This is a genomic window from Crenobacter oryzisoli (genome assembly GCF_030385785.1).
GTDB lineage: Bacteria > Pseudomonadota > Gammaproteobacteria > Burkholderiales > Chromobacteriaceae > Crenobacter_A > Crenobacter_A oryzisoli.
In genome coordinates this window covers 1-15,536 of record NZ_JAUEDK010000053.1, presented here as the reverse complement: position 1 = coordinate 15,536, position 15,536 = coordinate 1, and the positions used below count along the sequence as shown (strand labels likewise).

The following is a 15,536-nucleotide window of genomic DNA, read 5'->3' as shown; positions in this document are numbered from 1 at the left end:
AGCAAGTAGTACAGCAAGGCCGCATAACAGTGCCCAGGGGGCGTTACTCAAGGCATGGGTGAGGTCGTCGCGTGAGTATCGGTTGGCCACGAGGCATGATCTATAGGGTGGACGAATGGTGCCCAAGCCATCAGTTTCCATTGGCATCTAATTGACGAATAAGCGCTGTTTGATGGGTGACTTTCAAGAGGATGGTAAGCTACAACAAATAGGTAGATCGGTTCCAGTGAAGGCCGGAATTAACTGTTCGTCACAGAGAGCGGGTGCTAGAGGGCCCGCTGGCAACTCTTTGCCGCCGGCGCATGCCGGATTTTTCTGAAAGGTTTCCGTCCATGTTCTGGCGCAGTGAATTGGCGTCGCAAGCTCCTCTAACGCTTCCTGGCATGTCGTTTCCGCGCGTTCTGATCGTGGCGCTCGCTTATTGTGGGGCGGCGCTCGTTGGAATGACTTTGTCTTATTACGGCTCGAGGGTGACGCTGGTGTGGCCGCCCTCGGGCATCGCCGTGGCGGCCCTGTTGATGTGGGGGCGGCGTTACGCTCTTGGGGTGTATCTGGGGGGAGTTCTGACGAACCTGGTCCTTGGGTATACCCTGCCGCTTGTTTTCGTGTTGCCTCTGGGCGGCATGATGGGAGCGGTGGTGGCAGTGACGCTATTGCAGCGCATGGCGTTTCGACCAACCTTTTCACGCATTGTCGATGTGCTGGCTCTGTTATTGGCTAGCGGGATGAGTACGCTGGTGCCGGCGACCTATGGCATCAGCGTGTTAGAAGAGGCCCACATGCTGACGCCGGATCAGTGGCTAGGGAGCTGGCAGAGCTGGTGGGTGGGCGATGTGGTTGGCATCTTGTTGGTGACCCCTTGGCTATTGACCCTGCGCTACAGTCGTGTCGGCAGCAAGGTGAGGGCGATGCTGGCCGAGGCATTGCTCTTGGGCGTTGGGCTGGTGACGTTGCTGGTCGGGCTGTTTGTGGGGCTGACGGAACCGTCAGCACAACGTTTCTTCTTGGTGCTGTTGTACTTTCCACTCCTGGTGTGGGGGGCGATTCGCTTCGGCGGGTGGGTGACCACCTCGATGACCATGTTGGTTTCGGGAGTGGCGATCCTGGCGGTGTCTCTCGCAGTTGGGCCGTTTTACCTGGGGAACGTGCAGCAGGGGTTGCTGCTGTTGTCGGCCTTTCTACTGGCCTCGTCGCTGGTTGGCTTGGTGATAATGGCGCTGCAAGCGAAATTAGAACAGTTCGTCTTTGAACTGCGCAGACAGTCCGACATTATCGCCCGCTCTCCAGCGGTGGCGTTGCTGTGGCGTCCGAGACAGGGCATCGGCTACATCAGCGATAATGTTCGTTCCTGGGGCTATACGCCAGAACAGCTGCTGGCAGGTCAGCCGAGTTACGAGGCAATAGTGCATCCTGACGACCGGCGTCACTTTCGCTCGACCCGCGAATTGCACTTGTCGGTAGGGCCGGATGAGTTCGCGCAGGAATACCGCGTTCGGCATGCCGATGGCCATTGGCTGTGGGTGGACGATCGCAGTTGGCTGGAGCGCAATGCGCGCGGCGAGGTGGTCGGCTTCTACGGTACGGTGCTCGATATCACCGATCGCAAGGAACAAGAGGCGCGACGGCACGAGATGGACCTGAGGCTGCAGAAACTGACCGCGCAGCTACCTGGCACCGTTTATCAGTTCCGCCTGCTGGCAGATGGTCGAGCCTGCGTTCCTTATGTCAGCGAGGGTATCCGTGATCTGTGCGGGGTGGAGCCGCAAGAGGTCGCCGAAGACGCAAGGGTGCTGTTTCGCATGGTGCATCCGGAGGACAAGGCTGCGGTGATCAGCTCACTACGACAATCGGGCGACAGTTTGCAGCAGTGGCGTCATGAATATCGCATCTGTTGGCCGAAGGGCTTCACCCGGTGGCTCTATGCCTGCGCCAACCCGGAGCGTAGCGCCGATGGCAGTATCCTCTGGCACGGCTTCATCACCGATATCACAGAGCGCAAACAGGTGGAAAGTATTCTGCGCCAGTCGGCGGCGGTAATCGACAGTATGCGCGACAGCGTGGTGATCTTCGATCTCGATGGGACCGTCCTGGCGGTGAATCGGGCGTTTACCGATATCACCGGCTACCGCGAGCGCGAGGTGCTGGGGCAGTTGGCCGAGCAGTTGCTTCAGCTCGATTTGCACGATCGGGATTTCTTCCGCCGTCTGTGGCGGGCGCTCAAACGCCACGGCAGTTGGCAAGGGGAGATCTGGAACCGGCGCAAGAATGGCGAGGTGTTTCCCGGCTGGCTGACCATCTCCACCGTGTTCAGCAAGCAGGGCTTACCGTTGCGCTACGTCGGTGTGTGCGCCGACATCAGTCTGGCCAAGCAGTCTGAAGCCAGCCTGAAGCAGTTGGCGCACTTCGACCCCCTAACCAGCCTACCCAACCGCGTGTTGGTGCGAACCCGGCTGGAGGAGGCGCTGGGTCGAGCCGAGCGCAGCGCCAGCCTGGTCGGTGTGCTGTTCATCGACCTCGACCGGTTCAAGATCGTCAACGACAGCCTTGGTCACACGGTGGGCGACGAGCTGCTGGTCGAGGTGGCCAGGCGGCTGAGAAATCGGCTACGTAGCGGCGACACGTTGGGGCGACTTGGGGGCGACGAATTCTTGTTGGTGATGGAGCCGCTCGGCTCGCCGCAGGATGCGGCCACACTGGCCGAAGACATGATCGAGATTCTGGAAGCGCCGTTCCAGCTCGGCGGTGGGCACGAGGTGTTCATCGGCGCCAGTATCGGGATCAGCGTTTTCCCTGGGGACGGTCTCAACCCTACTGACCTCTTGCGCAACGCTGATACAGCGATGTATCAGGCCAAGGATGGTGGGCGTAACCGTTTCTGCTTTTACACCGCCGACATGAACGACGATGCGCTGGCCAAGCTGGATATGGAAAAGGCGCTGCGACAGGCGATCGCCCGCGAACAGTTGGTGCTGTACTACCAGCCCAAGGTCGATCTGAAGACTGGCCAGATTGCCGGCGTCGAGGCGTTGTTATGGTGGCAGCGCGATGAAGGTACATTGGTCCCTCCTGGCGAGTTCATCCCTCTGGCCGAGAAGTCAGGATTGATCTTGCCGATCGGTAACTGGGTGATCGACCACGCCTGTGGCCAGATTCGCCACTGGATAGATCAGGGCTTGGGCGAGGTCAAGGTCGCGGTCAACGTGTCGGCACGCCAGTTCCACAGTGGTGATCTGGTCGAGCAGGTGGAGGCCGCATTGCAGAAGCATGAGGTGCCTGCCCGTTGCCTGGAGCTGGAGCTGACCGAAAGCATGTTGATGGAGGCGCCTGACAAGGTAGTGAAGTTGCTGGTTACGCTGAAGAAACTGGGCGTGCAGCTGTCGCTCGATGATTTCGGCACCGGCTATTCGAGCCTGGCTTATTTGAGTCGTTTCCCATTCGATCAACTCAAGATCGATCGCTCGTTTGTGGTCGATCTCGACAGCAAGCCCGAAGCCGTGGCTATTGCCACTACCATCATCGTGCTGGCCCATCGTATGGGGCTCTCGGTGGTGGCGGAGGGGGTGGAAAGTGAAGCGCAGCTCGAGTTCATGCGACAACATGATTGCGACCTGATCCAGGGCTACTGTTTCAGCCGGCCGGTATTGCCGGCCGCACTGGTGAAACTGATGCGGGAGCCGCGGCTGGAGCCGTTTACGGTGGCGGCCTGATGGTCCGGTCGGCCAAGTTGAAAACGAAGGCGCCTCGTTCGTTCAGGGCGCCTTCGTCATTATGGACATCCGTGGATGGGATCAGGCTGGATGGAGGAAGCGCTTCTGCAGGGCTGGGCGGTTGATGCCTAGCCCCTCGTCCAGATAACGGCCCAGGTTGCCCCAGCGCGTCTCGATCTCGGCAAATGCGGCTTGCAGATAGCCCGAGCGCACAGTCAAGAGCGGCTCGAGCTGGGGGAGCGTCACGCCGTAGGGAGCAAAGCGTGCCGCGATGCGCTCGTTTAGCGTAGCGAGCGAAGCATTTGATGCCAGGTAGTCCTGTTCGATGAGTTCGGCTGGCACCTGTAAGGCGGCAAGCAGCAGTGCGGCAGCAAGCCCAGTACGGTCCTTGCCTGCAGTGCAGTGGAACAGAATGCCATCCGGCGATGCGGCCAATTCCTGGAAGAACTGGCGAAACTGCGGCGTGAAGTCGGCGACGAGGGAACGATAGATGGCTGGCATCAACTCGTCGAGTACGGCCGTGTCGCCGTTCTTGAGCTGTTGCAGGATCGCCGTGGGGTCGAAACTGCCTTGCAGGATCGGGATGGGGCGAAGCCGAATCGTCGCAGGCAGTCGGTCCGGTGCCTGTTGTTGTTCCGACTCGGCTCGTAGGTCGAAGACGGTGCGGATGCCGAGCCCCTCGAGCGCTTGGCCATCGCTATCGGATAGACGCGATAGCTCTCCCGAGCGGAACAGCACACCGTGTTTCACGCGGTGGCCCTGCCGTGTCGGCAGCCCCCCGAGATCGCGGAAATGGGTTTGTCCGTCGAGGGCGATGGGGGAAGATCGAAGTTGGCCGAGAGGCATGGCGATGGTGGCGGTGGGGAAAATGCCTAGCTTAAGCGAAGGTATCGTGTTTGACGATTGCGAATGTAGCGGTGGAGCGTCAACCAGATGCGGGGTTGAGAGGTTAAGCACCACAAACAGGAAATGGCGATGCCTTGTCTTATGAGCGGCACCAAACAAGGAAATGGTTTGTAGGCTGATATCAGTGATTCATTTTAGGGGGAAAGCATGAATTTGCCGGCATGGCTGCCGTTTGCGTTCGGCTCGGCATTATTTGCCGGAATGACTGCGATTTTGGGCAAGTTGGGTGTGGCGGGAATGAACAGCAACCTGGCTACCTTCATCCGCACGATCGTGATCTTGTTCGTTACCGCGGCGATCCTGTCGTGGCGTCGCGAATGGCAGTTGCCAGAGAACTTGCCGCCCAAGCCGCTGACGTTCCTGCTGCTGTCCGGTGTTGCCACCGGGTTGTCCTGGCTGTGTTACTACCGTGCGTTACAGCTGGCTCCGGCGTCTCTGGTGGCGCCAGTCGACAAGCTAAGCGTGGTGTTCGCCATCGTGATGGGGGTGCTGCTGCTTGGCGAACCATTGACGCTGAAACTGGTCCTCGGAGCCGTGCTGATCTTGTCTGGCGTGATGGTGCTGGCATTCTGATCGCAGCGGACGACACCGTCGCCAAATGCTTTCGGCCAACCCTGAAGGTTGGCCGAAAGTTTTGCAGGGAGGCTGGGCTGTCAGGCGAGGGCGGCAAAGTGGCTCACCACCCGGCAGCGCGATGGCTGGCCCGACTCAATCTTGCACAGCAACCAATAGCCGTAGGCCTGTGCGGCGAAGAACAGGAACTCGAAGCCGGCGAACAGCCACACCACCGGGCTGCTATCGGGACTGGCCAGGTAGTAGAGCTGCCAGCCGAAGAACAGTGCCCGGCCAATCGCGTCGAAGAGACCGAACATCGGGTCCGGCCGCCAGATGCGCAGCAGCCCCCATACCACCACGATGCTGCCCAGCAGGTTGGCAAACAGCACGTGGACGGGCTGGAAGTCAGGCAGCGGGTGGATCTGGCTGAGCATCGAGTGCACTAGCGTGAAGGTCCAGGGGGTGGCAAACGGAGCGGTGACCAGTAGGTCATAGATTGCGCTGCTGCGCACCAGTTGGCGATAGCGGTGCTTGAACATGGTTTCCTTTCGATGCGGCACTGTGAGTCCTGCGGCCAATTCCCACGCCGTCGATGGGGCCCGCTTGCCGGTTTGGCGTGTGCTTTGTCGAGTGTCGAGTGTTGAGTTAAGGCTTACTTGAGTGGAATCCTCTGGCCGCTCACTGGCACGGCGGTGACCGCGTTGTCGGGACTGCCGTCGATTAGCTTGTCCGAATAGGTGACATAAGTGAGCGTGTTACGCTTACTGTCGACCATGCGTACTACCCGCACATGCTTGAAGACGAACGAGGCGCTCTCCTTGAAGACTTCTTCCTGCTTAGGTAGAGGTTTGACGAAACTGATGGGGCCGACCTGGCGACAGGCCACCGAGAAGCGCGACGGATCCTTGGCAAGGCCGGCAGCGCCCTTGTAACCGCCAGTCTTGGCGCGTGACACATAGCAGGCCACGCCGGTGACCGACGGATCATCGAACGCCTCGACCACCACCTTATCGTTGGGGCTGAGCAGGTGGAAGGTGGTTGATACCTCGCCGATTTCTTCGGCGTGCGCAGGCAGTGCCAAGGCGAATAACAAAAGACTGACAAGGGTTTTCATGGCATTCCTTCAAAGGCTGTCGGGCCGTCGGCGCGGCCATATTGCTGCATGCCATGACAATACCATGTCGTCGTGACGATTTCAGCCTAGGCCCTACGGTGGCCTGCGCAGTTGTAACACCGAGATTGCTTCAATGACAGCGTCGGTGAATTTCTGCGGTGACTGAGATGGCCCATCCTGGCGGCAGTTCTCGTGAGACGTATGGCACGCCCCGAGAATGGTCATCTATTTGATTGCACGGCTCTGGGCTCCCCACGCCGGAATGCGCTCCAGTTAAGCGCCGTGCAGCCGCTCTGGCCGGCCGCACAGGCGGCGGGCCATCCCTTCTGAGTTGACGTCGGCTATGAATACAGGAGGTATCGCTCCGGCTAAGGGCTTGGGACGGGCCGGTCACTGGGGAGGACTGCGATGAGCAATGCCACCGAAGTGCATGCGGTTGACGAGGTGTTGCCGTGGAGTCGAATGATCCCCGTGTCGTTACAGCATGTGCTGGTGATGTACGCGGGAGCCATCGCGGTGCCGCTGATCGTCGGCAGTGCTTTTAAGCTGCCCCCGACGCAGCTGGCCTTCCTGGTCAACGCCGATCTGTTTTCATGCGGCGTTGTCACGCTGATCCAGTGCATCGGCTTCTGGAAGTTCGGCATCCGCCTGCCGGTGATCATGGGGGTGACCTTTGCCGCGGTCGGGCCGATGGTGGCGATGGCCAATGCCGGTCAGGGGTTACTGACGATCTACGGCGCGGTAATCTCGTCCGGCGTGTTCGGCATCCTGATCGCGCCGGTGTTCGGACGGCTGATCCGCTTCTTCCCGCCGCTGGTGACCGGTACGGTGATCACGGTGATCGGTGTCAGCCTGCTCGAGGTCGGCGTCAACTGGGCCGGCGGCGGTTTCGGCGCCAAGGATTTCGGCGCGCCGCAAAACCTGATGATCGTCGCCATCGTGCTGGCGGCCATCCTGCTAATCAACAAGCTCACCACCGGCTTTCTCGCCAATATCGCGGTGTTGTCAGGCCTTGTGATCGGCTACGTGGTGGCGGTGCTGCTCGGCCTGGTCAGCTTCGCCGACATCGACAAGGCGCAGTGGTTCGGTCTGGTGCTGCCGTTCCGCTTCGGCTTCCCGCAATTCGAGATAGGCTCGATCGTGTCGTTCTGCCTGGTGATGGTCGTGACGCTGACCGAATCGACAGGGATGTTCCTGGCGCTCGGCGAAGTCTGTAACCGGCCGATCGACCATGTCTCGCTGGTGCGCGGCCTGCGCACCGACGGTCTCGGTACCGTCATCGGCGGCCTGTTCAACACCTTCCCCTACACCTCGTTCTCGCAGAACGTCGGCCTCGTCGGTATGACCGGCATCCGCAGCCGCTGGGCGGTCGCAGGGGCCGGCGTCATTCTGATCGTGTTCGGGCTGTTTCCTAAGATGGGGGCCATTGTTGCCTCGATCCCGCAGGCGGTGCTGGGCGGGGCGGGCCTGTGCATGTTCGGCATGGTGGCGGCCACCGGCGTCAAGATACTGCAGCGTGTCGATTTCGAACACCGCGCCAATCTGCTGACGGTCGCGGTCAGCCTGGGCATGGGCGTGATCCCGATGGTCGCGCCGACCTTCTTTCATGCGCTGCCGAGGTGGACTGCGTCATTCACCCACAGCGGTATCACGCTGGCGGCACTGACGGCGGTGCTGCTGAATGCGCTGTTCAACCATGTTGGCTCGACCGCCGAGGTGGAGCACGAGCTGGCCAAGAGCGCGCATGACGCCGGCTCCGAGTGATTCGCCTTAGGCATGGCACCGAATCGAGCGAGTGGATGGATAAGCGTATTGGGCAATGGCTAATGTGGATCGGTATCGGCTCCCAGTTACTGCCGGCGCTGGGCGCTGTTGCGCCTCTCCGTGCGCTGTTCGGCGAGGCTCAGGCGGTGGTCGGAGTGCTGATGTCGGTACTGGGCGGCTTTCTTGTCGGGCTGAATGCCGTGAAGGCACAAGCGCAGCCAGCGGCCGGCCAAGGCGCGGCAGTCCCATCGCCCACCTTGCCAGCGAAGCGCGAACCCGTGGTACCGAGCGCACCGCCAACCCCGAAGCCGCGCGCCCCAGTCGCCGCGAAGTCGCATTATCGCGTGATGTTGGTGAGCATTGGGCCGCGCAAGATCCAGGTGGTCCGCGAGGTGCGCGCGCTGACTGGTCTGGAGCTGGTCGCGGTCATCGACCTCGTCGACGCGGCGCCGACGGTGCTCAAGGGCAAGGTTCCCGCGCAGGAGGCCCGTGCGTTCAAGGCGCGGCTCGAGGCGCTGGGTGCCACCGTCGAGCTGCAATAGCGGAGGGGACAAGCTCCTTTATCGGCCTTAGCGCGCGAGCAGGGTGAGGAGTTCAAATTGGGCTGGACTGGACCGATCGTCAGGCTCGCAGCCTGCGTAGCAATGTGGCTTGCGCTGCTGTGCGGCAGCGCGAACCTGTTTGCGCAGAACACGGACGTCTGCTCGCTGGTGCCTCCCAGCGACGTCCCCGCCATTCCGCGCACGCGCATGGATAGCCAGTTATTGGCTGACATGGGGGCAGGCGCGGCCACGGATGGATGCACCACATCGTATTCGGGGCCTACGCGACGGCTGGAAGGCATGGGCCTGGACTTGTACGTCTTTCCAGATGCGGGCTCGGCGAATCGGCTGCTGGCCGACCGGAGCAACCCGAGTCTGAGCAACCGCTACCATACCAACTGCCCGGCCAGGAGTCCCGAGGCCAGCCTGGGCCAGGCGGGAGGCGGCTTCCGCTCCACCTGCACCGCACCGCAATATAGTGGTGAGCAGGTCACCTACCTCCTGTTCTCGCGTGGCGTGTGCGTAGGGGAGGTGGCGGGACTGGCGGTTGATCTCGCCGCGCTTCAGGCTAAGGCGCAGCAGTTAGACCAGGCCATGCAGGGGGCGGCGTTGTGCAAGGCCGCATCCCCTGCTGCGCGGGGCGGTACTCCGCCACCCCCGCCAGTCGTGGAGGGAGGGACCACCCCCGTGATGCCGGAAATCCCGGAGGCCGGTGGCGGTTCCACGCCCGCGGCACCGCCGATCGGGGTCCCTGGCAGCCCTTCAGCGGCATCCAGTCCGGCGGGAACCAGCACCGTGCCGACCGAACCGGGCGGTGAAGAAGAGTGGCCGCCCTGGCTCCCGCTGGCCGCCGCGCTGGGCGGCGGCGCGCTGGGCAATCTGCTCGGCCGTGCGCTGGGACGGGCGCTGAGCGGCCAGGGTGAGGGGACAGCGGTCACGCCGCTGGGCGCGCCGGTCGTGCCGGGCGGGGATGGCGGAGACGTCTCGACGACGGCACCGGGCGACAGCTCGGCCGAACCGCCGCCCGACCAGCAGAAGCAAGAAACCTACCGCGTCGTGCTCAGCCCGGCGGTGGTGTCGCTGCGCGGCGATGGCGTCGACAGCGCGGTGTTGATCCCCCTGGTGGTGAGCTCGGACGGAGGCGACGTCACCGCCGAGTCGGTGTTCCGCTTCGAGAAGCTCAGCGATATCGGCGATGCGGCGGCGGTGCTGGCACCCGGCGCCGCCGCGGCCACCTTGTTTGCGCGGCTGCTGCTGATCGGCGAAAGCCCGCAGTTCGCGGTCCGTTGCATCGCCACCGTGCCGACGTCGACCGGGCCGGTCGTGGTCGAATCCGACGCAGTCAGCGTCACCGTACGTCCGGCCAACCCGCAGTTCACGGTGCAGCTGCCGGCGGACGGCGGTATCGGCAGCGGCGACGGCACGATCGCGGTGTCGACGACGCTGACCGTGTTCGGCGAGCCGCGCACCGATTACCAGGTGACCTTCGCCTGCTCGCCGCCACTGGTGTCGGGCATCTTCAATCCGGGGCCGGGGCAGGCCACCGCACTGCCGGTGCCCAAGCTGGTGATCGCGGCCAAGAGCTACACGGTCAGCGCCAAGGGCACTTATCTGATCGGCGCCACTGAGGTACCGCTGCAGGATGCGAAGAGCATTACGTTTGCCTCGCTTGCGCCGGAGCTGTGCGTAACGCCGTCGAAGGACACGGTCACCGGCGATGGGCAGGACGCGGCGACGCTGACGATCAGCGGCCTGTTCGACGCCAACGGCCAGGCGTTCACCCCGCTGATGATCAGCGTCGATCCGCCGCGACTGGGCAGCTGCCCGTCGCCGGCGGCGGGGGCGGCTACGACGAGCTTCGTCGCACCGCAGCTGGACGGCACGCAGGATGAAGACGTCGCCGTCACGGTGCGGGCGAAGTACGTCGGCGACGACGGCGAGGTCTCCCTCTCCGGGCAGACGGTGCTCACCGTGCTCGCGCTCGCGCCGCAGCTGAGCATCGAGTCCGACGCGGACGATGCCATCACCCTGGCCAACGGCGGCAACCAGATCATCCTGCACGCGGTGTTGCACCTGCGCGGTCAGGCTCAGCCGGCCATCGAGACGACATGGGAGATCGCGCCGACCGTCGTCGACGGGCAGAGCCGCGTCTACGGCACCCTGCAGGGCAGCGGCGCCACCGTGCCGTATCGGGTGCCGACGCTGGTCGCCACACCGTCGCTGTCGCAGACCATCAAGGCGCACTATCGTGGCCAGGGCCTGGATCTCACCGCCGAGACGACGCTGGCTCTCGAAGGGATGCGGCCACAGATCGAAGTGTGGCTGGAGCCCGATACTGATCCAGTGCACGCCGACGGCAAGCGCTATGACATCGTCGCCGAGGCCTATTGGGAAGCCTACGACGAAGGCGGCGAGCGCATCCGGTTCCTGCCCAAGGATCTGCAGTACAGCCTGGTCGACGGCGATGGTAGCGTCACCCCAAAGGACGAATGGACGGGCAGCTATGAGGCGCCCGACGGCAGCAGCGATGCGCACGACGATGTGACGGTGCTGCTGCGCGCCAGCGGCCGGGTGATAGGCGACGATGCACCGGCGCCCGGCATCGAGATCCACGGCGACCTCAGTTTCACGCTGCGCTATCCGAACCCCGGCTGCCGCGTGATGGTCACCCCGGCCAGCGTGACGGCTGATGGCAAGAGTGTGGTGACAGTCACCGTCGTGCCGCTGCTCTACGGCGTCGACGCCCGCAGCCTGGGGGCGACGGTCGACGACTTCGCGGTGCCGCTGAGCATCCCCGACCTGGGGCGCGTGAGCGGACTCGACCGCACCGCGCTGAGCGCGGCACTGACGATCTTCCGGCTGACCAGCAGCTTCTCGCTGTCGGTGCCCGCCGATGTGTTGGTCAGCCTGGACGGCAAGCCCTACCACTGCCAGGGCGCGGGGCTGCTGCAGGTGACCGGGTCAGCCCTCGTGCCTGATCCGGTGCTCGTGATCGACTGGCAACTCGATCCATCGCCTCGCACCGCCCGTCAATACGCAGCCAACGACGTCCACATGTGGGGGGACGCGGTCGATCTGGTCGGCGTGGGTTACAGGCTCGTAGTGACTCCCCCGGGATGGACCATCGTGGAGGAGATACCAGATGCCATGCCGTGGCAGGTGGACGGTGGGCAGTGGCTCAGCGCGGCGAGCAACCCGCAAGTTCAGAGCTTCGGACCAGATAGGGCGGGCGCAATCCGCGCCTATTGGACGGACCAGGATGGCACGCTGCGAATCACGTACCGAGTGGGGGCGATCGTGCAAAGTGCGACAGGGGAGACGCGCACCCTTGCGGCCACGCCATTTTCGACCACAGTGACCGTGATCGGCGCCAAGCCGCAGCTGGCCTTGTCGGCCGACCACGACGGCTATGCCGACGGCTCGTGCATTATCACGGTTAGCCCCACATTAAGCCTGTTCAACGCGACCTTTCCCGGCGGGCTGGAAATCACGACCATCGACAATCAGGCCACCCTGGACCCGTACTATGACCTAGAGGGCTATTACAAGCTGGGCTACGAGAAGGTCGTGCCAGGGAAGGTCCCCCACGCCATCGACGCCCCGCCTTCCCTGACCCAACAGGCTCTCAAGCTCCGCTGCAAATTCCATCTGGCTGACCAGGCGATCAAGACCTTGGGCGAGGACGGCGGGGTCCCGGTCAAGTTCTCCGTTCGGCCGACAGGGCTCGGCGATGTCCCGGACTCCCTGGGCGCATTCGCTTGGATGGCCGGCGATCATTACCGATCTTGCCGGGAGCACCTCCCGTCGGTGGCGACCTCGGGGTGGGTCTCGCCCGCGCTTTATCCGTCGCGAATCGAGGTCGAGCAGCCCGAGCCCGATGTGTTGCCCATTCCCGATGAAGTTCCCGAAAAAGCCTGGCAGGCATGGATCCGCGCAACCGTCATGTCGGCCTCTAATCAACCCGTCCCTGGTCACGACATACTGCGCGACCTCAAGAACCCCGATCCCGCCTTCTTCTCCAAGTCCTGGTTCTTCGAGTTCAGCTACGAACCACCTGTCGATCCCAAGCTGCGTCAATGGGACCCGCAGTGCACTCCCTACCGGATCTACGCTGCTGGAACTTCGGGCGTCGACGATCAGGGCCGTGTGCGGTTCCAGACCGGAAAGCGAAGCACCACCTACTGTGAGTATGACCATTGGGCGGCTTACCACGACCCGGACACCGGCTACCTCAAGGGGCAGGGCTGCACCGTAAACGCCGTGTTCACAGCGGGTGACGTGTCCTGTGAACCTCGCACGATCAAGATTGGGATTAGGCCCGACGTCAGGACCGAGCCGCCGAGCGGGCCATGCGCCGATGAGCAGATGAGGATGGGACTCGCGTCGCTCAGCGCCCGCGCGCTGAGCGACCAGTTGCAGAACCTCAGGCATCTGCAGGAGGTGCTCGACTGGCAATTCATCCATGCTGACGAGACGGCTTATTTGTCCGGGGTGACCGACGCGGTACTCCTCTGGGAGTCTGCGATGGCCAAGGAGCTGGGAGTCAAGGCCGCGGACAAGATTGGCCAGACGATACTCCAGAAGATCTCTGCGAAGGCACTGGAGGCGACGCTGAAAGCGCTCGGCAAGGAAGCGTTCAAAGACCTGGTCCGATACCTGGAGAGCCAGCACATCGAATGGATGGACTTGTTCTGGAAAGCCAAGGATGACCGGAGCAAGAAGACCGTGCTCGAAGCTGCCAAGCAATTTCTGACGATGCGTCAGATGCAGCAATATCTGAACGCGGGCCTGAGGGCCGGCGACTCGCTCAGCGGCATGATCGCCCCCGACGGGAAGTTCATTGTGATGGCTGGGACCGGAAACTATGCCCAAGCCTACGAGAAGATTCGCAAAGAAGTCGAGAGCAATTACGGAGCCATCTTCGACACCTTGGGTAACCTGCACAGCCTCTACAAGCTCGAACTCAGTGCACTGGGTGCCCAGTCCAAATTGGAGGACTTGCGCGCGGAAGCGAAGAAGGTCCAAGACCAGATGCTCGTGATGCAACTCAAGGTGGACAAAGCAATGGAGGAAATGGATTTGGCCCGCAGCGCCCTGAACTATTGTCGTCAGCTTCATCCAGAGGCGGACTAGTGCATACAAGCGCTGCCGGGCCAAATTCGGGAGTGCCGCACAAAGGCTGTTGAAACAGTCGTCATTGATTCTTGTGCAGAAATACGCCTATACCGTGTTTGTTTGGCGCATCGTGTGCTCATCCGGTAACCGATACCGGTCAGTTGATCGGGGCTGGCGCGGTGAGGGAGGGAGTGTTCGGTCCGGTAACTGCCGTGGCGCTAGCTCGTATCCCGATGGCGGGCGAGATCAACGGACCTGTGTGGTGACGCCGGTATTGAGGGCGGACAGCTCGGTGACGAGCTATATCGGCTGATCCTGCAGGAAATTATCGTAAGGCTGGAACAGAAGCACCAGACAGCCAAGGCAGCGAGTGGCGGATTCGCCCGTTGCCGGTGGCGAGGCCGACACCTGCTGCCAGATGGCAAAAGACTCGTACAAAAACGTAGGAGCCGTTGATGATAGTCAATTTCGTTGCTTGGTCATCCCGGGTCGTGTGGCTGCTGATCGTGCTGTTGCTGATGGGATGATTGCCGAGTCGTCCAGGCCGCCATTCTCGCTAAGGTTGGCCGAACCGGATGGTCGAGGGCGCTCCCATCGCCCCAGCGATTCCTGCTCTGCCGAAGCGCGATAACCATGTGACCGACTAGGGGTGGCGGGCCGTGCCGGAGCTTCGGCTCGAATGACTATTCGACTCGCAGCCGGCCGCCGTGCAATGCCGCAATGGCATCCTGCTCGCCGAGCGCAAAGGCCTCGCGGATCGTGGTGCGTGAGGTGCAGTCCCAGGTGGAGACCGGTACCCGGGCGCTGGGTTGCCAATAATTTCGCCCATGCCAACGAAACATCGCCGGCAGCTTCGGGTAGTGACGGGTCAGCAGAACGAGCGTTCGGGGTCTCTCTGCTGCCGTTTGGGCGGGGAGCGACGCGTTGTCGGTGTAATCGCTGTCGATGGCCGCGACGCCGTCTACCCTGCGCGCCGGCAGAAAAGGCGGTGCGGCCGCGGCGGCTAGCAGAGTTTGCGCCTCTTCACACCTTCGGACAATGCTGCAGCGTGCGGAAGTCCTGGCGTAGCCCAAAGCGGCGCGACAGGGGGTGAATGTGCCATATCTGTTTGTCCACGATATAGGTCAACGTGCCCGTCGCTATCGGCGTCAACATCGCGGTGGTAGCCCTCGCCAACAAGAACGCGCGCATTGCGTGGGCGCTATTGACCCATGCCCGAACCTACCACCAGGTTGATTACAGCCCTGATGGACTGTCAGCGTAATCAGGGAGCAGGAAAGCGCAACATCCGTAGGAGATCCCACCCACCGATTGCTCAGGCGAGCAACGAGTGATGGCGAAACAGGTGAGACCGTGGTTGGCAGAGCCCGCTATATTCGGAGCACATCAAGTGCGTCAGGCCGATCGGGGCTCCAACCAGCAGAGTCCATCAGGGATGGGTAGCAACGCCGCTGCCACTAAAAATCCGCATGTACGGCTGCAATCTTTACCTTCGAGCCACCACGAAATGAGCGCTGGGCAAATTGGGGGCGTCCATGGTGTGCTACGAATGCGACCGCTGCGGTTGCGGAAGCAATGCTTCATTGAAGATGAGGGCGGGCCCCTCGAAGTCGGCTTACAGGAGCGGGCTTCAAATCACCTCAAGCTGCGGGAATAAAGAGTTCTCGTGGTGAGCGTTGAGGAAAAGGCAGGAAGAACCTGTCAGATAAGTGTTGATGAGACGAACGCAAGTGAACCACTGATGACGTGTCGAAACCCCAAGATGACGCCAAAACTGGAGAGTATGGATGCTCCAGGACAAGGACAGACGGAGCCTGCTTACGGGCTGTCTGG

At 62.3% G+C, this 15,536-nt stretch carries 10 protein-coding genes; 6 read left to right on the top strand and 4 right to left on the bottom strand.

The window, feature by feature from the left end; translation table 11 throughout:
• Nucleotides 1–302: 302 nt before the first annotated feature.
• Nucleotides 303–3,707 carry a bifunctional diguanylate cyclase/phosphodiesterase gene (locus tag QU481_RS19830; protein WP_346432457.1) on the top strand — a complete coding sequence of 1,135 codons (3,405 nt, stop codon included), beginning with the start codon at nt 303–305 and terminating at the stop codon, nt 3,705–3,707.
• Between the two features lie 81 nt (nt 3,708–3,788).
• Here QU481_RS19830 and QU481_RS19825 read toward each other — a convergent pair whose 3' ends face one another.
• Nucleotides 3,789–4,553, bottom strand: coding sequence for a tyrosine-protein phosphatase (locus tag QU481_RS19825; RefSeq protein WP_289831732.1), 765 nt, complete (start codon nt 4,551–4,553; stop codon nt 3,789–3,791).
• A 207-nt stretch (nt 4,554–4,760) separates the two neighbouring features.
• On the opposite strand from QU481_RS19825, the gene QU481_RS19820 reads away from it, so the two are divergent.
• Complete coding sequence (locus QU481_RS19820) at nt 4,761–5,186, top strand: EamA family transporter (protein WP_289831731.1); 426 nt, start codon at nt 4,761–4,763, stop codon at nt 5,184–5,186.
• 80 nt (nt 5,187–5,266) lie between these two features.
• Here the strand turns inward: QU481_RS19820 and QU481_RS19815 are convergent, their stop codons facing one another.
• Together QU481_RS19815 and QU481_RS19810 are read right to left on the bottom strand one after the other, a co-directional pair.
• Entirely contained in the window at nt 5,267–5,707 is a 441-nt protein-coding gene (locus tag QU481_RS19815) for a hypothetical protein (RefSeq protein WP_289831730.1), read from the bottom strand.
• Between the two features lie 113 nt (nt 5,708–5,820).
• Nucleotides 5,821–6,282 carry a CreA family protein gene (locus QU481_RS19810; protein WP_289831729.1) on the bottom strand — a complete coding sequence of 154 codons (462 nt, stop codon included), beginning with the start codon at nt 6,280–6,282 and terminating at the stop codon, nt 5,821–5,823.
• Nucleotides 6,283–6,690: 408 nt separating this feature from the next.
• Here QU481_RS19810 and QU481_RS19805 point away from each other — a divergent pair, with 408 nt between their 5' ends.
• From QU481_RS19805 to QU481_RS19795, 3 genes are all read left to right on the top strand, one after another.
• Complete coding sequence (locus QU481_RS19805; RefSeq protein ID WP_289831728.1) at nt 6,691–8,046, top strand: nucleobase:cation symporter-2 family protein; 1,356 nt, start codon at nt 6,691–6,693, stop codon at nt 8,044–8,046.
• Between the two features lie 35 nt (nt 8,047–8,081).
• Nucleotides 8,082–8,588, top strand: coding sequence for a ribosomal protein bL12 (locus QU481_RS19800; RefSeq protein ID WP_289831727.1), 507 nt, complete (start codon nt 8,082–8,084; stop codon nt 8,586–8,588).
• A gap of 102 nt (nt 8,589–8,690) precedes the next feature.
• Nucleotides 8,691–13,721, top strand: coding sequence for a hypothetical protein (locus QU481_RS19795; protein ID WP_289831726.1), 5,031 nt, complete (start codon nt 8,691–8,693; stop codon nt 13,719–13,721).
• A gap of 665 nt (nt 13,722–14,386) precedes the next feature.
• On the opposite strand, the gene QU481_RS19790 is transcribed toward QU481_RS19795, so the two are convergent.
• Nucleotides 14,387–14,545, bottom strand: a complete 159-nt coding sequence (locus QU481_RS19790) for a hypothetical protein (RefSeq protein WP_289831725.1) — start codon at nt 14,543–14,545, stop codon at nt 14,387–14,389.
• Between the two features lie 287 nt (nt 14,546–14,832).
• On the opposite strand from QU481_RS19790, the gene QU481_RS19785 reads away from it, so the two are divergent.
• Nucleotides 14,833–14,967: a hypothetical protein gene (locus tag QU481_RS19785; protein WP_289831751.1), complete on the top strand. Its 135-nt coding sequence runs from the start codon at nt 14,833–14,835 to the stop codon at nt 14,965–14,967.
• The last annotated feature ends 569 nt before the right edge of the window (nt 14,968–15,536 follow it).

Bases quoted from the DNA above. Each gene is read 5' to 3' on its own strand.
- QU481_RS19790 (WP_289831725.1), bottom strand. From the start codon at position 14,545: ATGTTTCGTTGGCATGGGCGAAATTATTGGCAACCCAGCGCCCGGGTA.
- QU481_RS19795 (WP_289831726.1), top strand. From the start codon at position 8,691: ATGTGGCTTGCGCTGCTGTGCGGCAGCGCGAACCTGTTTGCGCAGAAC.
- QU481_RS19810 (WP_289831729.1), bottom strand. From the start codon at position 6,282: ATGAAAACCCTTGTCAGTCTTTTGTTATTCGCCTTGGCACTGCCTGCG.
- QU481_RS19825 (WP_289831732.1), bottom strand. From the start codon at position 4,553: ATGCCTCTCGGCCAACTTCGATCTTCCCCCATCGCCCTCGACGGACAA.
- QU481_RS19805 (WP_289831728.1), top strand. From the start codon at position 6,691: ATGAGCAATGCCACCGAAGTGCATGCGGTTGACGAGGTGTTGCCGTGG.
- QU481_RS19820 (WP_289831731.1), top strand. From the start codon at position 4,761: ATGAATTTGCCGGCATGGCTGCCGTTTGCGTTCGGCTCGGCATTATTT.
- QU481_RS19800 (WP_289831727.1), top strand. From the start codon at position 8,082: ATGGATAAGCGTATTGGGCAATGGCTAATGTGGATCGGTATCGGCTCC.
- QU481_RS19815 (WP_289831730.1), bottom strand. From the start codon at position 5,707: ATGTTCAAGCACCGCTATCGCCAACTGGTGCGCAGCAGCGCAATCTAT.
- QU481_RS19830 (WP_346432457.1), top strand. From the start codon at position 303: ATGCCGGATTTTTCTGAAAGGTTTCCGTCCATGTTCTGGCGCAGTGAA.